This is a genomic window from Curvibacter lanceolatus ATCC 14669 (assembly GCF_000381265.1).
Taxonomy (GTDB): Bacteria; Pseudomonadota; Gammaproteobacteria; order Burkholderiales; family Burkholderiaceae_C; genus Curvibacter; species Curvibacter lanceolatus.
Genome location: NZ_KB906254.1, coordinates 146608 through 167265, shown reverse-complemented (window position 1 = coordinate 167265; position 20658 = coordinate 146608). Strand labels below are relative to the sequence as shown.

Genomic DNA, 20658 nt, shown 5'->3' with positions numbered 1-20658 from the left:
GGGGCGATCAGACGGTGTGATGCTGGCGCGCCCAGCGCACGATGTCGGCGGCCCCCAGGGCACCGGGCTGGCGGGACACCTCGCGGCCGCCCACGAACAGGGCCAGGGTCGGGATGCTGCGGATCTGAAAGCGCTGGCCCAGGGCCGGCACCGCCTCGGTGTTGACCTTGGCCAGGCGGAAATGCGGCTCCAGCTGCTGTGCCGCCTGCTCGAAGGCGGGCGCCATCATGCGGCAGGGGCCACACCAAGGGGCCCAGAAGTCGACCAGCACCGGCACCTGGCTGCGGCCGATGTGGCGCTCGAACAAGGCCACATCGTCCAGCGCCAGCGAGTGGCCACTGAACAAGGGCTGCTTGCACTGGCCGCAGTCGGGGGCCTGCCCCATTTGGGCCTGTTGCACCCGGTTGGTGGTGTGGCAATGCGGGCAGACCACGTGCAGCGCCGTGGCCACTGTCGCGCTGGAGTTCATGCCGGGGCCCCGGGCTCGCGGCTGGCCGCTGGCTTGCCCAGACGGCCCAGCAATTGACGTGTGGCCACCTCGGCCTCGACCGCCTGTGCCAGCGGGGCACGGCACAGGCCGGCTTCGCCGTAGTGCAGGTTTTCGTACAGCAGCGTCAGGGCCGGGCTCTTGCGCAGCAGGGCCTGCAGGCCCTCCTGGGTTTCGGCGCGGTCGCTGAGGTCGTGCAGCATCTGCGTGGCGCGCTGGGCCAGCAGCCTGTACTGCAGCGGGTCAGCAGCCTTGGGGGACGTGTCGAGCCGGTCCAGCATTTGTGCCAGGACGGCCAGCGGAGTGAAGTCGGTTCGCAGGGTGTTCATGGTCCTGCAATTGGGGATGGGCCGGCGCTTTGCAAGAGGGCCAAGGCAGCACGCGCGCGCCGCAGCAAAACCCTGCTTCTGACCCGGCTGGCGCGCGCCCCTAAACTGCGTTGACCACCGTCGCCAGGAAAGCCATGCACAAGCCCACGCCCTCGCCACTCGCACACCCTGCCTCCGTACAACGGCGGCAGCTTCTTTGGGGGCTGGCCGCCTGGCCACTCCTGGCACAGCATGCGCTGGCCCAGACGCCCCCTGCCGAAGTTCGGCGTCTGCGCGGCACCTTGCAAAAGGTGACGCCAGACCACATCACCCTGCTGACCCGCGAGGGCGACACCGTGACGCTGGCGCTGGGCGCCCAGCTCACCGTGGCCGAGGTCTACCCCATCACCTTGGCCGAGGTGCAGGCCGGCAGCTTCATCGGCACCGCGGCCCTGCCCCAGGCCGACGGCAGCCTGCAGGCGATTGCCCTCACCGTGTTCCCCGAATCCGCCCGCGGGCTGGGGGAAGGCCACCGCCCCTTCGACCTTCAGGCTGACAGCACCATGACCAATGCCACCGTGGCCGATGTGGTGAGCGCGCCCGCCGGGCGCACCCTGCAACTGCGCTATGCGGGCGGGCAGAAAACCCTGCAGGTGCCTGACGGCACACCGGTGGTCACCTTCCGACCGGCCGACCGCAGCCTGCTGGTGCCCGGGGCCAGCGTCTCCTTGAGTGCCCAGGTGGTGGCGGGTGAGCCCACCGCCACCCGCATCAACGCCGGGCGCAACGGGTTCAAGCTGCCCTATTGATCAAGCCCGCCGGGGTGTTGAGCAGGCGCACCAGGCGTGCCGTCGAGGCGACCCCGGTCTTGCCGCGGATGCTGCGCAGCTGGTGATCGATGGTAGACAGCGAGCGCCCCAGGCGCCGCGCCACCTCCTTGTAGCTCAGGCCCATGGCCACCAGCTCGGCCACCCGGCGCTCCGCTGGCGTCAGCAAGGCCAGGACGGGGTGAGGGGTGGCAGACGCAGACCCGGATGGCGCCTCGGCGGCCTCAGTGGCCTCAGTGGCCAGCGCCAGCAAGGGCCCGATCACGTTGCCCGCCAGGTCAGGCAGCTCGTTGCAAACCTCGCCCGGCCACGGCGGCGACTCGTGCTGCCAGTCGGCACAGATCAGGCCCACCGGCCCGGCAGCGCGCAAGGGCAGCGCCATCTTGGCCGCGGCGCCCGAGCGCAGCAGGCGCTCGCGCAAGGGCTCGGCCATGCTGCGCTCATGGGCCACACTGGGCACGGCCAGCCCGATGCGGCGCTGCCACACCTCGCGCACCCCTTGCTCGCCAGCGCCAAAGCGCTGGCCCAGCATCGAGGCCATGTCGCGGCCGGGGCGCCGGGTCTCGGCCAGCACCACGTAGTCGCGCGGGCCCGGGCCCGGTGCCCCGGCCAGCGCATAGCCGCCCAGGCCGGCATCCACCCGGTCGGCACCCAGGGTGTTGAGCATCCACTCGGTGGTGAGGCGCCAACAGGCCGCCGGGTCATCGAGGTAAAGCAGCAATTGGGCCGCCAGCTCACGCGCCGGGCGCCAGCGCAGGGCCTGCGGGCCTTCCAACAACTTCAGGCGCCAGTGGCGTTGCTCGTTCAAGAGCAGCAAATCGGTCATGGCCGCCAATCTAAAGGGGCTCATCGGCTTGGCAATTGGGGTCATCCCGCAGGCCGAACGGCGGCCACCCTCCAGGGGTTAACCCTGGTGCGAACCTTCGCGATGCCAAAGCGAACCCCTTTGCCGATACTGAGGACCGCTCTTCCCCTTCACGACGCAGCCCTCCTCATGACCACCTACCCCAACATCGTCGCCGGCCAGCCTGTGCTGTCGGCCACCACTTTCGAATCGCGCAACCCGGCCACCGGCGAGCTGCTGGGTCGGGTGCCGCAGAGCAGCCCCGAGCAGGTGGCCCAGGCCGTGGCCGCGGCGCAAGCGGCCCAAGTCGCCTGGGCGGCCCTGCCCGATGCCGAGCGCCAGGCCGCCCTGAACCGCGTGGCCGACATCCTGCACGCCGAGCAGGAGCACCTGGCCGAGTGGATCACCCGCGAGCAAGGTAAGCCGCTGGGCGGCGTGGGCCCCGACCAGGTGCCCGGCGCCCGCTTCGAGGCCTATGCCTGCGAGGTCTGGACCCGTGTGCCCGCCAGCCTGGCGCTGCCGGTCGAGGTGGCCTTTGAAGACGACACCCGCCGCGACGAGGTGCACCGCCAGCCCTACGGCGTGGTGGCGGCCATCGCGCCCTGGAACTGGCCGCTGATGATCGCCATCTGGCAGATCATCCCGGCGCTGCGCGCCGGCAACACGGTGGTGATCAAGCCCTCCGAGCACACCTCCATCGGCACCCTGGAGATGGTGCGCCTGATCAGCGCCGCCCTGCCCCCGGGCGTGCTCAACACGGTCACCGGCGCGGGCGAAGTGGGCGCGACCCTGATCGCCCAGCCTGCGGTGCGCAAGATTTTGTTCACCGGCTCCACCGCCACGGGTCGGCGCATCGCCGCCCTGGCCGGCGAGCGCCTGAGCGCCTGCACCCTGGAGCTGGGTGGCAACGACGCCGCCATCGTGCTGCCCGATGCCGACCCGGCCGAGATCGCCATGGGCCTGTTCTGGGGCGCCTTCCTCAACATGGGCCAGACCTGTGCCGCCATCAAGCGCCTGTATGTGCCCGACGCCCTGCACGATGCGGTGGTCGGTGCCCTGCAGGGCCTGGCCCAGGCCATGCCCATGGGCGACGGCCTGCAGCCCGGCATCGCCATGGGACCGATCCAGAACCTCATGCAGTTTGACAAGGTGGTGTCGCTGGTGGAAAGCGCCAAGGCCGGCGGCGCCCGCATCGTGTGTGGTGGCGAGGCCCCGGTCGGGCCGGGGTATTTCTACCCCATCACCCTGGTCACCGACATCGACGACGGCGCCCCGCTGGTGGACCAGGAGCAGTTCGGCCCGGTGCTGCCCATCGTGCGCTACCGTGACCTGGACGACGCCGTGGCGCGCGCCAACCGGCTCGACGTGGGCCTGGGGGCCTCGGTCTGGGGCCGCGATGCCGATCAGGCCCGGGCCGTGGCCCTGCGCCTGCAGGCCGGCACGGTGTGGATCAACCAGCACGGCGCCGTCCACCCCATGGTGCCGTTCGGCGGCCTCAAGGGCTCAGGCCTGGGGGTGGAATTCGGCCTGGAAGGCCTCAAGAGCGTGACCCAGACCCGGGTCATCAGCCTGAAGAAGTGAAAAAACTCAGCTCACCCGCCCCGTGAGCGGGTAAGCCGGGTCGGTGTAGCCCGGGGTGGAGGGGTGGCCGGGCGCCACCAAGCCATCGACCAGGGCCTCGTCCTCGGGGGTGATCACCACGTCGAGCGCGGGGCGGTAGTCCTGCCACTGCTGCAGGGTGCGCGGGCCCGCGATCACCGAGCTGATGCTGCGGTTGGCCAGCACCCAGGCGGTGGCGAACTGCGCCAGGGTGCAGCCCTTGGCCTCGGCATGGGCCTTGAGCCGCTGGGCAATCACCAGCGACTCTTCCCGGAACTCGGTCTCGGCGATGCGCTTGTCGCCCCGGGCCACGCGGCTGCCTTCGGCCGGCGGCTGGCCCGGCAGGTATTTGCCGGTCAGCACCCCGCGGGCAATCGGGCTGTAGGGCGTGACGCCGATGCCGTAATGCGCACAGGCCGGCAGGATCTCGACCTCGGGCATGCGGTTGAGCAGGTTGTAATAAGGCTGGCACACCACCGGGCCCGGCATGCCCACCTGCTGGGCCAGGCGCACCAGCTCGGCAATGCGCCAGCCACGAAAGTTCGACACCCCCCAGTAGCGGATCTTGCCCTGGCGCAGCAACTGGTCCAGGGCACGCACGGCCTCTTCCAGATCCGCGTCCGGAAAATCACGGTGCAGGTACAGGATGTCCACATGGTCGGTCTGCAGGCGCTGCAGGCTGGCCTCGGTCTCGCGCAACATCCAGCTGCGCGAGTAGTGGCTCTCGTTCACGCGGCCCGACATCTTGTTGCCGAGCTTGGTGGCCAGCACCCAATCGTGGCGCTGGCCCTTGAGCAGCTGGCCCACCAGGGTTTCCGAAGCCCCCTGGGTGTACACGTCGGCGGTGTCGATGTAGTTCACGCCCTGCTCGCGGGCATCGGCCACGATGGCAGCGGCCTCGGCCGCATCGGTCTGGTCGCCGAACATCATGGTGCCCAGGCACAGGGCGGAAACTTGCAGATTGCTCTTGCCGAGCGCGCGGTATTGCATGGCAGACTCCTGTGAATGAAAGCGGCCCGGCACACCCTCTTCGATGGGCAGCGCCGCCGACAGCGGCCATACTATGCCCCCAAGGCCACACCGGGCCTGATCGGGCCAGGACAAAACCCTGGTTTCCCATGACTTATTCCAGGTGCCCCCCAGCAGGGGCGGACGCCCCCATGACATGCCCTTTTCCTCTCTAGGCCTTACCCCCGAACTGGTCCACGCCGCCAGCACCCAAGGCTTCAGCGCGCCCACGCCCATCCAGGCCGAAGCCATTCCGGCCATCCTGCGCGGCGCCGACCTGCAAGGCCAGGCCCAGACCGGCTCGGGCAAGACAGCGGCCTACGCCCTGCCCCTGCTGCAGCGCCTGCACGGCCACAGCCCCAGCCGGGGCCGGCGCGTGCGCGCCCTGGTGCTGGTGCCCACGCGCGAGCTGGCGGCCCAGGTGGGCGAGGTGCTGCGCAGCCTGGGCAGTGCCCTGCAAGACCCGCCCAAGGTGGCGGTGGTGTTCGGCGGGGTCTCGATCAACCCACAGATGATGCGGCTGCGCGGCGGCGCCGATGTGCTGGTGGCCACGCCGGGCCGGCTGCTCGATCTGGTGGCGCACAACGCCATCCAGCTCGGCCAGATCGAGGTGCTGGTGCTGGACGAGGCCGACCGCCTGCTCGACCTGGGCTTTGCCGAAGAGCTGCAGCGCGTGCTGGCCGAGCTGCCGGCCCAGCGGCAGAACCTGTTCTTCTCGGCCACCTTTGCGCCGGCGGTGCAGCAATTGGCCGACGGCCTGCTGAAAGAACCCGTACGCATCGCAGTGGCCGCCACCGAGGCCAATGAGCCCGCCATCACCCAGCGGGTGATCCAGGTCGATGCCAGCCGCCGCACCGAGCTGCTGCGCCACCTCATCAAAACCCAGGGCTGGGACCGGGTGCTGGTGTTTGTCGCCACCCAGTACGCCTGCCAGCTGGTGGCCGGCAAGCTCTACAAGAACGGCATTTACGCCACGGTGTTCCATGGCGGCCTGAGCCAGGGCGCCCGCACCCAGGTGCTGCAAGAGTTCAAGGACGAGCGCTGGGACGTGGTGGTCACCACCGACCTGGCGGCCCGCGGCATCGACATCATGCAGCTGCCGGTGGTGGTCAACTACGACCTGCCGCGCTCGGCCACCGACTACGTGCACCGCATCGGCCGCACCGCCCGCGCCGGCGAGGCTGGCACCGCGGTGAGCTTTGTCAGCGCCGACACCGAGGCCCACTTTGCCCTGATCGAAAAGCGCCAGCGCCTGAGCCTGCCGCGCGAACAGATCGAAGGCTTTGAGCCCCAGGATGTGGCCGCTCCGCCGCCACCCGACCTGGCGCCGGTGCCCGGCACCGGCGGCGTCAAGGGCAAGCGCCCCAGCAAGAAAGACAAGCTGCGCGCGGCCGCAGCCGCCGCCCAGGGCCAGGGCGGCGACCCAAAAGCCTGATCAGAGCGCCTGGGCCAGGCGCGCCACGCCCTCTTCGATCTTGGCCACATCGGCGGTGGCAAAGCTCAGGCGCAGCGTGGCAAGGTCGGGGTTGGCGCAGAAGAACGGCGCCCCCGGCACAAAAGCCACCCCTTTCTCGATGGCGCGCTTGGCCAGCTCATTGCCATCGCCCACCTTGCCGCCAGCCCCCGTCAGGCGGGCCCAGATGAACAGGCCGCCCTGCGGCTGGGTGAACTCGATGGCATCGCCCAGCTCGCGGCGCAGCGCCTGGCCCATGGCCTGGGCGCGTTCGGCATACACCGCGCGCACCTTGGCCAGCGTGGCCGGCATGCGGCCGGCCTTCAGGTACTGGGCGGCCGTGGCCTGGGCAAAGGTGCTGGTGTGCGCGTCGCTGAACTGCTTGCACATGGTGGCCTTGGCCAGCAGCTCGGCCGGCGCGATCATCCAGCCCACGCGCAGGCCGGGCGACAGCACCTTGCTCAGCGAGCCGCAGTGCACCAGCAGCTCGCGGCTGCCCGGCACGCTGGCGCTCAGGTTCAGCAGGCTGGGGGGCGGCGCGGCGCCGAAATACAGGTCGCCGTACGGGTCGTCTTCGATCACCAGGGTCTGGTACTTGACGGCCAGCTCCAGCACCTTCTTGCGCCGCTCCAGGTTCAGCGTGGCGCCGCTGGGGTTGCCAAAGGTGGGGATCAGGTAGATGAACTTGGGGCGGTGCTCGGCGATCAGGGCTTCGAGCTCGTCCACCTTCACGCCCTCGCCATCAATCGGGGCGCTGACCAGCTCGGCGCCATACAGGCGAAAGCACTGGATGGTGGCCAGAAAGGTCGGGCCTTCGACAAACACCTTGTCGCCAGGGCTGATCAAGGCCTTGCCCAGCAGGTCCAGCGCCTGCTGGCTACCGGTGGTGACGATCAGGTTCTCTGGGGCCACATCGCTGGCACCTTTGTCGGTCATGAAGCGGGCCAGTTGCTCACGCAAGGGGTTGTAGCCTTCAGTGGCACCGTACTGCAGAGCGCCGCCGGCCTCTTCGGTCAGTGCGGTGTTGACGGCTTCACGGATGCCGTCGACATCGAACATGGCGCTGTCGGGAAAGCCCCCGGCAAAGCTGATGATGCCGGGCTTGCCCAGCAGCTTGAACAGTTCACGGATGGCAGAGGTTTCGACGTTGTCGAGGCGGTCGGCAAATTGCAATGGCATGGTGCATCTCACTTTCGGATTCGCATTGTCGCCAATTCGCAGCCGCTCGCCGGACAAGTGGGGACGCTGCTACGCACACGGCCCCTGCATGAGGCTGATGAATGGTGCTCAGGCCCGTGAAACATCCATATACAAATCGCCCAAGGCAAGGCATAAATGAGGAACCTGCACAACTCTGATGAGGATCTGCCCATGCCCCAGCTCGAGACATTTTTCCAGAACGTCCAGTTGCCCACCATGCCCGAAGTGGCGCACACGCTGATCCGCACCCTGCACGATGACGACAGCTCGCCCCGCTCGGTGCGAGACATCCTGGCACGCGACCCGGCCCTCACGGTGAAGCTGATCCGCCTGGCCAACTGTGCCCGCTTCGGCCTGCCGCGCACGGTGGCCAGCCTGGACGATGCCATCCTCATGACCGGCATGGAGCAGGTGCGCACCCTGGCCCTGTCGGCCTGCCTGAACGGGGCCTTCCCGATGATCACGGGCTTGAACCGCCAAGAATTCTGGGAGCAGAGCATGGCCTGCGCCGGCTACGCCAGTTGGCTGGCCCAGCGCCTTGAAGTCGATCCCCAGGCCGCCTGGCTGGCGGGCATGATGCTGCGCCTGGGCGAACTGGTGATCGGCCAACGCCTGCCCCAGGCCCTGTCCGAGATCGAACGCCAGCCGCACCTGCCCGGCGGACGCTGGCAGCGCGAAACCCAGTTGCTGGGCTTCACCGAAAGTCAGGTCAGCGCCGAGATGGCACGGCGCTGGAACTTCCCCGAAGGGATCGTGCGTGGGCTGGAGCATGCTTCAGAGCCCATGGCCACGCGCCCCTTCTGCCGCATGGCCGGCCTGCTGCACCTGGCCGAACTGCTGGCCGAGACCGCCCCCCATGCTGCGGATCCGGCCGAAATCAAGCAAGCGGTGGCCAGCCTGCCGCAGGACGTGATGCAGGCCCTGCAGCTCGATGCCGACTGGATGGCCACCCACCTGCCCTCGGTGGACGGTTTCATCGACATGAGCTTGCTGCACTGAGAAGGCGTTGATGTTCTGAGCACCGATCCCGGGCCAGCAGGGCTTTGCTGCAAGCCCGCCCGGGACGCGACACAATGCGGTTCAGCCTACGTTGAACCCGCATGAAGAAATCCGACATCGAACCCTTTTTTGCCACCCTCAAGGCGGCCAACCCCCAGCCCAACACCGAGCTCGAATACACCACCGTGTTCGAGCTGCTGGCCGCCGTGCTGCTGTCAGCCCAGGCCACCGATGTGGGCGTGAACAAGGCCACGCGCAGGCTGTTCCCGGTGGCGGGCACGCCCGAGAAGATCCTGGCCCTGGGGCTGGAGGGGCTGGAGGACTCCATCAAGACCATCGGCCTGTACCACAGCAAGGCGCGCCATCTGCTGGAGACCTGCCGCATGCTGGTCGAGCAGCATGGCGGCCAGGTGCCCCGCACGCGTGAAGCACTGGAAGCCCTGCCCGGCGTGGGCCGCAAGACCGCCAACGTGGTGCTGAACGTGGCCTTTGGCGAGCCCACCATGGCGGTGGACACGCACATCTTCCGGGTCAGCAACCGCACCGGACTGGCCCCGGGCAAGAACCCGCTCGAAGTGGAAAAGCAGTTGCTCAAACGGGTGCCCCCCGCCTACGCGGTGGACTCGCACCACTGGCTGATCCTGCATGGGCGCTATGTGTGCCAGGCGCGCAAGCCCCAGTGCTGGCATTGCAGCGTGGCCGCCTGGTGCGATTTCAAGCCCAAGACCCCCAAGCCCTGACGTGCCAGCGCCAAGACCCACCCGACGCCCGGCCGCCCGCCCTGCCCCACGCCAGCGCACCCCGGTGCGCTGGCGCAGCAGCAGCGTGCTGGCGCTGTCGGCCGGCGTCGCCCTGTATGTGGCCGCCAGCCTGCGCTGGGAGGTGCCCTGGGCGGCGGGGCTGGTCTATGCCGTGATGAGCCTGGTCTGCTACCTGAGCTATGCCGCCGACAAATCGGCGGCCCGCAGCGGCCAGTGGCGCACCAGCGAACGCACGCTGCTGTACCTGGGCCTGGCCTGCGGCTGGCCCGGCGCCATCCTGGCGCAAGAGCGCCTGCGCCACAAATCGGCCAAGCTGCGCTTTCGCGGCTGGTTCTGGCTGACGGTGGTGCTGAACCTGCTCGGCTTTGCCCTGCTGTTCACCCCGCTGGTGCCCGATTGGACACCGATCTACCCAGCCGCCCTGACTCAACGCACCCAGTACTGAGGCAGGGTCTGCCCGTCGGTGGACACCCCTTCGGCACGCCGATACGGCAGCATCGAGCCGGGCTGGGTGGTCAGTTGGGCCGCGATCTCGATGTGGGGTGCTTCCGAGCTGACCGCCCCGAAGATGGTTGCAAACGAGGCATCGGCCGCGTCATGCCCGGTGCCGATGCGCACAAAGCCCATCGGGATCGCCGTGCCGGAGGGGTCGAACAGGTACCAGTTGTGGCCCAGGTAGGCCTCGACATAGGCATGGAAGTCAGTCGGCCCCAAGGTCGGGTCGGCCCCGAAGTCGATGCCGGTGGTGAAGCGCGCAGGGATGTTGACGGCCCGGCACAGCGCGATCATCAGGTGGGCAAAGTCGCGGCACACGCCCACGCCGTCGCGCAGGGTGTCGATGGCCGAGGTCATCGAGTTGCTGCTGCTCGACTTGAACAGCACCCGCTGCTGCACCCATTGCTGGATCGCCTGCACCCGGGCATAGCCATGGGGCAAGGTGCCGAACTCGGTCATGGCCAGGGCGTTGAGCAGGTCCGACTGGCAGTAGCGGCTGGGGTACAGGTAGGTCAGCACATCGGGCGGCAATTGGGCCACCGGCACCTCGGGGATGGCCGCCGCCGGCAGCACCAGGTGGTCCAGGTCCACCGTGGCGCGGTAGCTCACCTCCAGCGGGCCGGGGGCAGCGCTCAGGCGCAGGCTGCGCGCCTGGGTGGCCGGGTCGGTGTGCATCAACAGCGGCACCGGCTGGCTGACGTTCAATTGCTCGTGCAGCACCCATTGGCGCCGGGTGTGGGCCAATTGGATGTTGAAGATGAAGTCGGCCCCCGGCGCGGCCACCACGTAACGCAGGGCAATCAGAAGTTCAAGGCGGACCATGGCTCAACCCGCCCCAAGAAGAAGGCCGAGGCGGCCAGGGCGTAGAAACGTAGAGGGCATGGAGATCCAGACAATAAAAAGAAGAACGCACCGGGGACGGTGGGCGTCACCCGGGCTGGCCTGAAGATGCAGGCAAGAAGCAGGCCCGGTCACGGCGGCCGGGCGCTTGGGTCAGGGGGTTGGGCGGGTTTTGTGAGGGCCAAGGCGCCACCAACCCACCCCATGGTACGCCCTGGCGGTCCCAGCCCAAGGCGCATGCCCATCCACGCAGGGCGGGGATCAGCTGACAGACCCGGTCTGCGCCGGCAACTGGTGGTCCAGATCGGGGCGCTTCCAGGGGTCGACGTGGGTCATCAGGTTGAGCACGCGGTGGCGCGCCATCACGCGGTGCTGGGCTGCCACGGCGATGTCGTGCCCGGCCTCGACGGTCAGCCGGGCATCGACCTCGATGTGGGCATCGACCACGATCATGTCGCCCATGCGCCGGGTGCGCACGTCGTGCACACCGATGACGCCCGGGGTCTCGACCAGGGTCTGGCGGATGGCGGCAACCTCTTCCTCATCCACCGCGCGGTCCATCAGATCATGCAGCGCGTCCCAGGCGAACTGCCAGCCCATGCGGCCCACCATCAGGCCCACGATCAGGGCGGCAATCGGGTCGAGCAACGGAAAGCCGGCCAGATTGCCCGCAATGCCCGCCCCCACCACCAGGGACGAAGCCGCATCCGAGCGCGCATGCCAGGCATTGGCCACCAACAGGCTTGACTTGACGCGCTTGGCGATCATCAGCATGTAGCGGAACAGCAGTTCCTTGGACACCAGGGCGGCCCCGGCCACCCACAGGGCCACGCCGTGCACCTGGGGCACCGAGTCGGGGCTTTGCAGCTTGAGCACCGCCGCCCACAGCATGCCGGCGCCCACGGCCAGCAGAATCAGGCCCAGCACCAGCGAAGCGGCGGTCTCGAAGCGCTGGTGGCCGTAGGGGTGGTCTTCGTCGGCTTCCTTCTGGCTGTGGTGGTTGGCAAACAGCACCACGGCGTCCGACACCAGGTCCGACAGCGAGTGGATGCCGTCTGCCACCAGGCCCTGGGAATGGGTCAAGGCCCCCACCACGATCTGGGTGGCACTGAGCGCCGTGTTCACCACCACGCTGACCCAGGTGCTGCGTGACGCCGCCGCCGAACGCTCGGCGCTGCTGTACTGGGTGTCTTCGTGGTCGGGTGGGGCGTCTTTGAATTGCATGCGGAAAAGGCGTCGGGCAGGAGCGCCGGAAAGCTCGGTCAGCCCCGATTGTGCCTGCCCGGCCGGCCGGCCGCTGAGGCGGGCAGGCATCCACCGGCCACATACACGGTGTTACCGAGATGCGTCTGCAGCGACAACTCGATGCCGTGATCGGCCAGCGCCCGCCAGGGTTGCCCCATGCCCTGCAGCGTGGTCACCGAATGCATCGCAGCCAGCCACACCAGGCCATTGAAGACGCCCCAGCCCGCCGGCGCCCACTGCAGGCCGCTGGCCGCCACCCGGGCCCCGGGGCGCAGGTGGGCCAGCACATGATCGACCGCGGCGGGCGTCTGCAGGATGTCGTGGGTGAAATGGAACAGGGCGGCATCGGCCCCTTCGGGCAGGACGGCCTGGTCGATGGGGGCGCAGGCCAGGCTGATGTTGCGCCAGCCGTGGCGCTGCACCCGGCGACGCGCCTCGTCCACCATCTCGGGGCACTGGTCCACCGCCACCACCCGGCCTTGCGGGCCCACCGCGGCCTGCAGCAGCTCCAGGCTCATGCCGGTGCCGCAGCCCAGGTCCAGCACCGTCTGGCCGGGCTGCAGCTGCAGCGTGGCAATGGCCTCGGCGCGGATCGCGTCATAAGGGGCCAGTTGCAGGTCATAAATACCCGCGCGCCAGCGGTACAGGCCCTGCGAGGCCGCAGTATCAGGGGCTGGGTGGCGTTCGGTTGCGCGGGACATGGCGGGCCTCCGTCAAGTGGACGGCCCACTCTAACCCGGCACCGCGTCTGCGTCCATGCGCAGACGCAAATGCGGGGCCTGCCGACCTGCCGGCTCAATCCGCGTAGATGCCGGCCTTGCGGATCACCGGGCCCCAGCGGTTGATCTCGGCCTCAAGATGGGTCTTGAGCCCGTTGGGGGTGATCTTGTCCAGCGGCGGCACATCCGAGCTCAGATCGGCCAGGCGCTTGGTGACCACCGGGTCTTGCAAGGCGGTGCGCAAAGCCGCGTTGAGCTTGTTGATGACCTCGGGCGGCGTGCCCTTGGGGGCGTACATGCCGTGCCAGACCTTGACGTCAAAGCCCTTCAGACCCTGCTCGTCGAGCGTGGGCACATTGGGCAGGGCCGAGAGCCGGTTCAACGTGGTCACGCCGAACACCTTGATGCGCCCTTCCTTGATCATGGGCACGGTCTGGGTGGTCTGGTCGCACAGCAGATCGACCTGCCCGCCCAGCAGGTCGTTCATGGCCGGCCCGGTGCCCTTGTAGGGGATGGTGTTCAGGTCGACACCGATGGTGCTCATGAAGATCAGACCACACAGGTGGGACACCGCGCCCAGGCCGGCATTGGCCAGCGTCACCTTCTCCTTGTTGGCCTTGATGTAGGCCAGGGCCTCCTGCAGGTTGTTGGCCGGAAAGTCCTTGCGGGCCAGCAGGGTCATGGGCACATCGACCACCTGGCCGATGTAGTCGAAATCCTTGAGCGGGTCGAAGCTGAGCTTCTTGTACAGCGCCGGTGCCGTCGACATGCCCATGTGGTGCAGGAAGATGGTGTAGCCGTTGGGTGCGGCGCGGGCCGTCTTGGTGGCGGCGATGGTGCCGCCCGCGCCCACGGCGTTTTCGATCAGCACGGTCTGCCCCAGGGCCTTGCCCATGGGGATGGCGATCAGGCGTGCCACCACGTCGGTGGGGCCACCGGCTGCAAACGGCACCAGCATGGTGATGGGCCGGTCGGGGAACACCTCGGCACGGGCCGGGCCGGCCGCCACCAGCGTGGCGGCAGCGAGCGCCGCCAGGCCGGTGCGGCACAGGGATTGGAAGGGGCTGAAGCGATTTGTCATGGGTCTTGTCTCTCTGTTTCTAAGGGGTTCTCGGGGGGGTACGGTGCGCACCCGCCCTTGGCTTCACTGCTCTCACACCGCAGTGCCAGGCGCACTCCCTGCTTTGTCGTTCTTGTTCTGCAGCCATGTTGCGCCGCCTCGGGGCCCGCCGGCACTAGGCCTAACCCCGGGGCGCGCCCATCATCAAGGGCATTCAGGGGATGCCGGGGCGGTGCTCCAGGGCCAGCCAGCGCCGTGCCAGCGCCAGCACCGGGGCGTCGACCATGCGGCCATCCACCCGCAGGGCCCCGGCTCCCAAGGCATCGCCTGCGGCCTCGGCCGCGGCCAGCACGCGGCGCGCCCAGTCGCACTCGGCCGCGCTGGGCGCCAGGCCCTGGTGCACGGCCTCGATCTGGCGGGGGTGGATGCACAGCTTCGCGCCAAAGCCCAGGCGGCGGGCGCGCCGGGCGTCGCTCAAGGCCTGCTCGGGCTCATCCAGCGCCACGGTCACGCCATCGACCGGCGGCGCCAGGCCGGCGCCACGCGAGGCCAGCACCAGTTGCCAGCGCGCGGGCAGCAGCTCGGCCTCGTCCGGCCCGCAGGCCATGCCCAGGTCCGCCTGCAGGTCGATGTGGCCCAGCACCAGGCGCAGCACCTGGGGCGCACCCGCGATGGCCTGCAGCTGCAGCAGGCCCTGGGCACTCTCGATCAGGGGCAGCAGCGGCAGGCCCGGCAGGCGCTGGGCCAAGGCCTGCATCTGCGCTGCACTCTCGGCCTTGGCCAGCATCACGCCGGCCAGGCCGGGCAGGGCTTCGAGCAGGGCCAGATCGTCGCCATGCCCGGGCGCGGGCACCGCGTTCACCCGCACCAGCAGGCGCTGGCGCTCGGCCGCGCTCAGACTCGGCCAGCCCTGGGCCAGGGCGGCGCGGGCGGCGGGCTTGGCGGCGGGGGCCACGGCGTCTTCCAGGTCCAGGATCACCGCGTCGGCGGCACTGGCCAGGGCCTTGGCCAGGCGCTCGGGGCGGTCACCGGGCACAAACAGCAGGCTGCGCGCCTCGCCCAGCGGGCGCGGCAAGGGGGCCGTGTTCATGCGGCCCCCGGCAACAGGTGGCCCACCACCGGCCATTGGCTCACCTGCCACAGGTGTTCGACCGCCTGGGCCATCTCACCGGCCTGGGCCCCGCCGCTGAAGGCCGCCAGGCGCAAGGCCTTGGCCGTGATCTCGTCGCGGCTCAGGGTGTTGCCGGGGTCGCCCTTGGGCTCATCCACCCGGCCCTGGAACACGCGCCCGTCGGTGGTGTGCACCGTCACCTTGCCGATCCAGCGGCGCGGGTAGGCGCCATCGACCTCGGCGTCCAGGCTCATGCTCACGCGGTCGCGCAGCTGACGCGTGGTCTCGCTGAGAAAGTGCTGATCAAACTCGGCCAGGCCCGCGTGCCCGAACTGGGCCACCAGGGCCAGCACCGTGCCCATCGAGAACTTGCTCTGGTGCACCGTGCTGGGCGACACCACCGGGCCCAGCACGTCGATCGCGCCCTGGTGCACATGGGTCTGCACGGCGGCCAGATCTTCGGGCTTCAAGCCGTGCTCGCGCATCACCAGCAGCAGCGCGTCGGCGGCCGGGTGGGTGTGGCGGCAGCTGGCGTGGTACTTGAACGAGGTCTCGGCCGTGACCCAGCGCGCGCCCAGACCGTCGACCAGGCGGGCCGGGTCCGCGTCGCTCGACATGCCGGCGGCCATGCCCTGGGGGCCGTCCAAGATGTCGGCGGCGCCGGTGAAGCCGTCCTTGGCCAGGTAGGCCGACATCAGGCCGGCGGCGGCCGCGTGCGCGGTGTGCAACTGCTTGGAATCGGCCGCGGTGCGCAAAAACTCCCACAGCCCGGCCGACTGGGTGCCCGCCGAGCCGAAGGCGTGCTGCATCTGGCGCGCGTCCAGCTCCAACAGGTGGCCCACGGCGGCAGCCGCGGCCAGGGTGCCGGCCGTGCCGGTGGTGTGAAACACCCGGTAATGCGAGCGCCCCAGAAACTCACCCACACGGATGCCCACCTCGTAGCCCACCACCGAGGCCGCCAGCAGGTCGCGCCCGCTGCGCCCCAGCGCCTGGGCCACCGCCACCGCGGGCGGGAACACCACCGTGGCCGGGTGGAACACCGAGCCGTTGTGCACATCGTCCTGCTCGGCCACATGCGAGGCCGCGGCATTGGCCATCGCCGCCAGGTAGGGGCTGTTGAGCTGGCGCTTGATCAGCACCTCGGCCCCGCCCTGCCCCAACTGGGGTGCGCCAGCACCACCCGCGCTGCCCATGTGCCCGGCAAAGCGGGTGATGCTCTCCACCGGGCGCGAACCATGGCCGGCCACGGCCGAGCCGAACCAGTCGACCAGCAGGTCTTCGGTCTTGCGCACCACGGTGTCGGGGATGTCGTCATAGCGCAGGCCAGCCGCAAAGTGGGCCAGGGCGGCGGTGGGGGTGAGGGATGTCATGGCTTGTCGTCTCCGGAATGTTCTGGTTGGGTGCCGTTGCGTGGCGTGGCCGTTCAGATCGCGCCGCGCTCGCGCAGGGCCGCGATGTCGGCCTGGCTGCGGCCCAGGCGGTGCAGGATCGCCTCGGTGTGCTGGCCCACGGCGGGCACGGCCTCCATGCGGTAGTCAAAACTGCTGTGGCGCCCCGGCGGCAACAGGGCCGGGATGGTGCCCGCGGGCGAGCCGACCTCGCGCCAGCGCTCGCGTGCCTGCAGTTGCGGGTGGGCCCACAGGCCGGCCATGTCGTTCATGCGGGCGTTGGCGATCTGGGCCTCGTCGAGCCGGGCCAGCACCTCGGCGCTGCTGAGGGCCCCGAAGGCCGTCAGGATGAGGGCCTTGAGTGCCTCGCGGTGTTCGTTGCGGCGGGCGTTGCTGTCAAAGCGCGGGTCGGTGGCCAGGGCGGCATCGCGCAGCACCACGGCACAGAACACCTTCCACTCGCGCTCGTTCTGCAGGCCCAGCATCACGGTGCCTCCGTCGCCGGCCTTGAAAGGCCCATAGGGGTAGATGGTGGCGTGGGCGGCCGCGCTGCGCGGCGGCGGCGTGGCGCCCTGGTAGGCGTAGTACATGGGGTAGCCCATCCACTCGCCCAGGGCTTCGAGCATGGACACGTCGATGTGCCCACCCTGCCCCGTGCGCCCCCGCTGCAGCAGGGCCGCCAGCACGCTGCTGTAGGCATACATGCCGGCCGCGATGTCGGCCACCGAGTTGCCGGCCTTGCAGGGCTCATCTGGCGTGCCGGTGACCGACAGAAAGCCGGCCTCGCTCTGGATCAGCAGGTCGTAGGCCTTCTTGTCGCGGTAAGGGCCGTCTTCGCCGTAGCCCGAGATGTCGCACACGATCAGGCGCGGGTGACTGTCTTTCAGGCTGTCGTAGCCCAGCCCCATGCGGGCAGCGGCCCCTGGGGCCAGGTTCTGCACCAGCACGTCGGCGTCTTTCAGCAGCTCTTGCAGCACCTGCAGGGCCTCGGGCTGCTTGAGGTCGAGGGTGAGGCTTTCCTTGGAGCGGTTGACCCACACGAAGTGCGAGGCCTCGCCGTTGACCCGCTGGTCATAGGCCCGGGCAAAGTCGCCCGCACCGGGGCGCTCGATCTTGATGACGCGGGCGCCCAGGTCGGCGAGTTGGCGGGTGCAGAAGGGGGCTGCGATGGCGTGTTCGAGGGAGATGACGGTGATGCCGTCCAGGGGGCGTTGGGTCATGATGGTGACTCACTGTCTGTGGGATGGGGCCAGGGGGGTGGCTGCTTGTTGGGGGCACGGGTGGGGGGTGTGCCTTGTCCACTTGCTTGTGGCTTTGTTGTGCCGCTGCGCTCTGAGGCTTCTGCTCTTTGGTTGAGGGCGGAGGCCGGGGGTTCGTCCCGGCGGCCGAGCCACTTTCTTTTGCTTCGCCAAAAGAAAGTAGCCAAAGAAAAGGCGACCCGAAGTCAGGGCCACTTCGTGGTTCCCTGCGCTGCTCGCGCCAGGGGGGTCCCCGCTAAACTCGCTGCGCTCAAACAGACGCGGTGCCTGATCCCCCTGGCGCTGCGCTGCTCGGCCCTGCCCCACGGGGAAGGCGGGTGCGGGCGAGCTTGCGAGCGCACTGACGAAATCAGTCGAGCCTGTGCATCCAGCGGCGCTGGTGTCTATCTGTTTGATGTACTGGGCAGAGCACTGACGCCCCACCGCGCGGCTACGCAGCCGCGCCCTCCGATTGAAACAAAGGGGCGTCGCTGCGCAGCAGCAGCCGTCGGTTCCCGCTCCCCACCTCCCGTCGGGCACGGCGAGCAGCGCAGACTTGGGCGGATAAAGGGCTCGCGTCTGTTTGAGCGCAGCGAGTTTAGCGAGACCCCGCCCAAGTTGAGCAGCGCAGCGGACCCTGCGCAGCAGGGCGTGCACGTCGGGTCGCCTTTCTTTGGGGTACTTTTCTTTGGCGAGACAAAGAAAAGTGCCTCGGCCGCCGGGACGAACCCCCGGCCTCCGCCCTTCAAAGAAGAACAGAAGGAACAGAGCGCAGCGACGAAACAAAGCCTTGATCGAATGGACAAAGCAGACCGCCAACGCCCGGCACCCACCGGACCGCAATCCCGGCCTCCGACCTGAAACGAAGAGCAGAAGCATGAGCAGCACGCACAAACGAATCAAAACGACCGGGGCAAACCCAGCAAATGCTCCGCCACATACGAATAAATCAAATTCGTCGAAATAGGCGCCACCTGATACAGCCGCGTCTCCCGGAACTTGCGCTCCACGTCGTACTCGTGGGCAAAGCCAAACCCACCATGGAACTGGATGCAGGCATTGGCCGCCTCCCAACTGGCCTTGGCCGCCAGGTACTTGGCCATGTTGGCCTGGGCGCCACAGGGCTGGTTGGCGTCGAACAGTTCGCAGGCCTTGTAGCGCATCAGGTTGGCCGCTTCCACCTCGATGTAGGCATCGGCAATCGGAAACTGCACCCCCTGGTTCTGGCCGATCGGGCGGCCGAACACCACGCGCTCGCTGACGTACTTCGTCACCCGGTCCAGGAACCAGTAACCATCGCCGATGCACTCGGCCGCAATCAGCGTGCGCTCGGCGTTCAGGCCGTCGAGGATGTACTTGAAACCCTTGCCCTCTTCGCCGATCAGGTTCTCGGCCGGGATCTCCAGGTTGTCAAAGAACAGCTCATTGGTCTCGTGGTTGACCATGTTCTGGATCGGGCGCACCGTCATGCCCTTCTTCTCGGCCTCGCGCAGGTCGACCATGAAGATCGACATGCCCTCGCTCTTCTTGCTGACCTCGGCCAGCGGCGTGGTGCGCGCCAGCAGAATCATCCACTCGCTGTGCTGCACCCGGCTGATCCAGACCTTCTGGCCATTGACCACATAGCGGTCGCCCTTCCTGACGGCCGAGGTCTTGATCTTGGTGGTGTCGGTGCCGGTGGTGGGCTCGGTCACGCCCATGGACTGCAGGCGCCACTCGCCGCTGGCGATCTTGGGCAGGTACAGCTCTTTCTGCGCCTTGGAGCCGTGGCGCAGCAAGGTGCCCATGTTGTACATCTGGCCATGGCAGGCGCCCGAGTTGCCGCCGCTGCGGTTGATCTCTTCCATGATCACCGAGGCCTCGGCCAGGCCCAGGCCCGAGCCGCCGTACTCGGCCGGGATCAGCGCGGCCAGCCAGCCGGCCTTGGTCAGGGCATCCACAAAGGCTTCGGGGTAGGCGCGCTCATGGTCGATCTGGCGGTGGTACTCGTCGGGAAACTCGGCGCACAGGGCGCGCACCGCATCGCGGATCTCCTGGTACTGGTCGGGGGCTTGCTTGATCATGAAGGGTGTCTCTGTTGTTGGATCGGTTTCGGATGAGGGAGGGGAGCAGCTCAGAACAGCTCGGCCGTGGCCTGCATGGTCAACCAGCCCTCGTGGTCGTTGGCCCACAGGCGCACCGTCTTGCCATCGGCCTCGGGGCGGCCGTTGACGGCAAAGGGGTGCAGGTCGAAGGTGGGGCGCACGGCCTTGAAGTCGAAGCGCTTGAAGCGGGCCCCGGGCTGCTGGCGCCGCACCAGGTCCACCAGCAAGGTGGCGATCAGGGGGCCGTGCACGATCAGGCCCGGGTAGCCCTCCACCCCGGTCACATAGCGGCGGTCGTAGTGGATGCGGTGGCCATTGAAGGTGAGCGCCGAGTAACGGAACAGCAGCACATCGTCGGGCACGATCTCGCGCTGCCAGAGGGCCCCGGTGTCGGCCGCCACGGGGGGCGGCACGGGGTCGCCGGGCTGGGCCGCGGCGCGGTAGACGATGTCGTGCTCTTCGGTCAGGGCCAGGCCGGCCTCGTTGTGCACCTCGTGCTTGACCAGCACGAACACCAGGTCGCCTGTGCGGCCCGCCTTGTGCGTGACCGACTCGATGCGCGACACGCGCTGCACCGCCTGGCCCACCTGCAGGGGGTTGGCCTCTTCCCAGCGCAGGCGCCCGCCCGCCCACATGCGGCGCGGCAGCGGCACCGGGGGCAGAAAACCGCCACGCTGGGGGTGGCCATCCGGCCCCAGGCCGCTTTGCCGCACCTGGGGCAGAAAGTACAGCCAGTGCCACAGCGGCGGCAGGGCCGTGCCGGGCTGCGGGGCCGGGTCGTCGCGGTCCAGCGTGGCCGACAGGCCGCTGACGGGGGCGGATGTCAGGGTGTCGTGCAGGGTTTCGCTGCGGCCCTGCCAGGTCTGCAGGTGGGCCAGCAAGGGGGCGTCGACGTTGCGGGGAGAGGTGTCGCTCATGAATCAGAGGCCTGTGAAAAAAGTCGAAACGATCTGGGTCGGAACGATCTGAAAAGACAGCCCGCATCGTCGGCC

20 protein-coding genes are annotated in these 20658 nt (G+C 68.8%); 6 read left to right on the top strand and 14 right to left on the bottom strand.

The window, feature by feature from the left end:
• Positions 1-7: 7 nt before the first annotated feature.
• Positions 8-469 carry a thioredoxin TrxC gene (gene trxC, locus F624_RS0105085; protein WP_031254153.1) on the bottom strand — a complete coding sequence of 154 codons (462 nt, stop codon included), beginning with the start codon at positions 467-469 and terminating at the stop codon, positions 8-10.
• Positions 466-816 (bottom strand): hypothetical protein, encoded by a 351-nt coding sequence (locus F624_RS0105080; RefSeq protein ID WP_019573188.1) that lies wholly within the window; start codon positions 814-816, stop codon positions 466-468. The genes trxC and F624_RS0105080 overlap by 4 nt, the downstream gene beginning before the upstream one ends.
• Positions 817-950: 134 nt before the next feature.
• Here F624_RS0105080 and F624_RS0105075 point away from each other — a divergent pair, with 134 nt between their 5' ends.
• Complete coding sequence (locus tag F624_RS0105075) at positions 951-1604, top strand: hypothetical protein (RefSeq protein ID WP_019573187.1); 654 nt, start codon at positions 951-953, stop codon at positions 1602-1604.
• Here F624_RS0105075 and F624_RS32155 read toward each other — a convergent pair.
• Positions 1588-2448, bottom strand: coding sequence for a helix-turn-helix transcriptional regulator (locus F624_RS32155; protein ID WP_019573186.1), 861 nt, complete (start codon positions 2446-2448; stop codon positions 1588-1590). The genes F624_RS0105075 and F624_RS32155 overlap by 17 nt on opposite strands.
• A 168-nt stretch (positions 2449-2616) precedes the next feature.
• Here F624_RS32155 and F624_RS0105065 point away from each other — a divergent pair, with 168 nt between their 5' ends.
• Complete coding sequence (locus F624_RS0105065; protein ID WP_019573185.1) at positions 2617-4047, top strand: aldehyde dehydrogenase family protein; 1431 nt, start codon at positions 2617-2619, stop codon at positions 4045-4047.
• A gap of 6 nt (positions 4048-4053) precedes the next feature.
• Here F624_RS0105065 and F624_RS0105060 read toward each other — a convergent pair whose 3' ends face one another.
• The gene (locus F624_RS0105060) at positions 4054-5055 is read right to left on the bottom strand and encodes an aldo/keto reductase (RefSeq protein WP_019573184.1); all 1002 of its coding nucleotides are present in this window, start codon (positions 5053-5055) and stop codon (positions 4054-4056) included.
• Between the two features lie 175 nt (positions 5056-5230).
• On the opposite strand from F624_RS0105060, the gene F624_RS0105055 reads away from it, so the two are divergent.
• Positions 5231-6508 carry a DEAD/DEAH box helicase gene (locus F624_RS0105055; protein WP_019573183.1) on the top strand — a complete coding sequence of 426 codons (1278 nt, stop codon included), beginning with the start codon at positions 5231-5233 and terminating at the stop codon, positions 6506-6508.
• Here the strand turns inward: F624_RS0105055 and F624_RS0105050 are convergent, their stop codons facing one another.
• Positions 6509-7699, bottom strand: a complete 1191-nt coding sequence (locus F624_RS0105050) for an aminotransferase-like domain-containing protein (protein ID WP_031254145.1) — start codon at positions 7697-7699, stop codon at positions 6509-6511.
• Between the two features lie 198 nt (positions 7700-7897).
• Between F624_RS0105050 and F624_RS0105045 the strand changes: the two genes are divergently transcribed.
• The 3 genes from F624_RS0105045 (at position 7898) to F624_RS0105035 (ending at position 9931) form a co-directional block, all read left to right on the top strand.
• Positions 7898-8725 carry an HDOD domain-containing protein gene (locus F624_RS0105045; RefSeq protein ID WP_043425586.1) on the top strand — a complete coding sequence of 276 codons (828 nt, stop codon included), beginning with the start codon at positions 7898-7900 and terminating at the stop codon, positions 8723-8725.
• Between the two features lie 101 nt (positions 8726-8826).
• On the top strand, positions 8827-9465 hold the full coding sequence (nth, locus tag F624_RS0105040; RefSeq protein ID WP_019573180.1) for an endonuclease III: 639 nt from the start codon (positions 8827-8829) through the stop codon (positions 9463-9465).
• A 1-nt stretch (position 9466) separates the two neighbouring features.
• On the top strand, positions 9467-9931 hold the full coding sequence (locus F624_RS0105035) for a DUF1294 domain-containing protein (RefSeq protein ID WP_245573560.1): 465 nt from the start codon (positions 9467-9469) through the stop codon (positions 9929-9931).
• Here the strand turns inward: F624_RS0105035 and F624_RS0105030 are convergent.
• The 9 genes from F624_RS0105030 to F624_RS0104990 all read right to left on the bottom strand — a co-directional run bounded on the left by F624_RS0105030 (position 9913) and on the right by F624_RS0104990 (position 20583).
• Positions 9913-10803 (bottom strand): transglutaminase-like domain-containing protein, encoded by an 891-nt coding sequence (locus tag F624_RS0105030; protein ID WP_019573178.1) that lies wholly within the window; start codon positions 10801-10803, stop codon positions 9913-9915. The genes F624_RS0105035 and F624_RS0105030 overlap by 19 nt on opposite strands.
• Before the next feature lie 279 nt (positions 10804-11082).
• Entirely contained in the window at positions 11083-12045 is a 963-nt protein-coding gene (locus F624_RS0105025) for a cation diffusion facilitator family transporter (protein ID WP_019573177.1), read from the bottom strand.
• Positions 12046-12083: 38 nt separating this feature from the next.
• Complete coding sequence (locus F624_RS32150) at positions 12084-12767, bottom strand: class I SAM-dependent methyltransferase (RefSeq protein WP_019573176.1); 684 nt, start codon at positions 12765-12767, stop codon at positions 12084-12086.
• 94 nt (positions 12768-12861) lie between these two features.
• On the bottom strand, positions 12862-13866 hold the full coding sequence (locus F624_RS0105015; RefSeq protein WP_019573175.1) for a tripartite tricarboxylate transporter substrate binding protein BugD: 1005 nt from the start codon (positions 13864-13866) through the stop codon (positions 12862-12864).
• 193 nt (positions 13867-14059) lie between these two features.
• A complete protein-coding gene (locus F624_RS0105010) occupies positions 14060-14935 on the bottom strand; it encodes an HpcH/HpaI aldolase/citrate lyase family protein (RefSeq protein WP_019573174.1) in 876 nt (291 codons plus the stop codon).
• Complete coding sequence (locus tag F624_RS0105005; RefSeq protein WP_019573173.1) at positions 14932-16326, bottom strand: MmgE/PrpD family protein; 1395 nt, start codon at positions 16324-16326, stop codon at positions 14932-14934. The genes F624_RS0105010 and F624_RS0105005 overlap by 4 nt, the downstream gene beginning before the upstream one ends.
• 53 nt (positions 16327-16379) lie before the next feature.
• Positions 16380-17564 (bottom strand): CaiB/BaiF CoA transferase family protein, encoded by a 1185-nt coding sequence (locus F624_RS0105000; protein ID WP_019573172.1) that lies wholly within the window; start codon positions 17562-17564, stop codon positions 16380-16382.
• 917 nt (positions 17565-18481) lie between these two features.
• A complete protein-coding gene (locus F624_RS0104995; protein ID WP_019573171.1) occupies positions 18482-19645 on the bottom strand; it encodes an acyl-CoA dehydrogenase family protein in 1164 nt (387 codons plus the stop codon).
• 50 nt (positions 19646-19695) lie between these two features.
• Positions 19696-20583, bottom strand: coding sequence for an HTD2 family dehydratase (locus F624_RS0104990; protein WP_019573170.1), 888 nt, complete (start codon positions 20581-20583; stop codon positions 19696-19698).
• Positions 20584-20658 lie beyond the last annotated feature (75 nt).

Bases quoted from the DNA above. Each gene is read 5' to 3' on its own strand.
- trxC (WP_031254153.1), bottom strand. From the start codon at position 469: ATGAACTCCAGCGCGACAGTGGCCACGGCGCTGCACGTGGTCTGCCCG.
- F624_RS0105080 (WP_019573188.1), bottom strand. From the start codon at position 816: ATGAACACCCTGCGAACCGACTTCACTCCGCTGGCCGTCCTGGCACAA.
- F624_RS0105075 (WP_019573187.1), top strand. From the start codon at position 951: ATGCACAAGCCCACGCCCTCGCCACTCGCACACCCTGCCTCCGTACAA.
- F624_RS32155 (WP_019573186.1), bottom strand. From the start codon at position 2,448: ATGACCGATTTGCTGCTCTTGAACGAGCAACGCCACTGGCGCCTGAAG.
- F624_RS0105065 (WP_019573185.1), top strand. From the start codon at position 2,617: ATGACCACCTACCCCAACATCGTCGCCGGCCAGCCTGTGCTGTCGGCC.
- F624_RS0105060 (WP_019573184.1), bottom strand. From the start codon at position 5,055: ATGCAATACCGCGCGCTCGGCAAGAGCAATCTGCAAGTTTCCGCCCTG.
- F624_RS0105055 (WP_019573183.1), top strand. From the start codon at position 5,231: ATGCCCTTTTCCTCTCTAGGCCTTACCCCCGAACTGGTCCACGCCGCC.
- F624_RS0105045 (WP_043425586.1), top strand. From the start codon at position 7,898: ATGCCCCAGCTCGAGACATTTTTCCAGAACGTCCAGTTGCCCACCATG.
- nth (WP_019573180.1), top strand. From the start codon at position 8,827: ATGAAGAAATCCGACATCGAACCCTTTTTTGCCACCCTCAAGGCGGCC.
- F624_RS0105030 (WP_019573178.1), bottom strand. From the start codon at position 10,803: ATGGTCCGCCTTGAACTTCTGATTGCCCTGCGTTACGTGGTGGCCGCG.
- F624_RS0105025 (WP_019573177.1), bottom strand. From the start codon at position 12,045: ATGCAATTCAAAGACGCCCCACCCGACCACGAAGACACCCAGTACAGC.
- F624_RS32150 (WP_019573176.1), bottom strand. From the start codon at position 12,767: ATGTCCCGCGCAACCGAACGCCACCCAGCCCCTGATACTGCGGCCTCG.
- F624_RS0105015 (WP_019573175.1), bottom strand. From the start codon at position 13,866: ATGACAAATCGCTTCAGCCCCTTCCAATCCCTGTGCCGCACCGGCCTG.
- F624_RS0105010 (WP_019573174.1), bottom strand. From the start codon at position 14,935: ATGAACACGGCCCCCTTGCCGCGCCCGCTGGGCGAGGCGCGCAGCCTG.
- F624_RS0105005 (WP_019573173.1), bottom strand. From the start codon at position 16,326: ATGACATCCCTCACCCCCACCGCCGCCCTGGCCCACTTTGCGGCTGGC.
- F624_RS0105000 (WP_019573172.1), bottom strand. From the start codon at position 17,564: ATGACCCAACGCCCCCTGGACGGCATCACCGTCATCTCCCTCGAACAC.
- F624_RS0104995 (WP_019573171.1), bottom strand. From the start codon at position 19,645: ATGATCAAGCAAGCCCCCGACCAGTACCAGGAGATCCGCGATGCGGTG.
- F624_RS0104990 (WP_019573170.1), bottom strand. From the start codon at position 20,583: ATGAGCGACACCTCTCCCCGCAACGTCGACGCCCCCTTGCTGGCCCAC.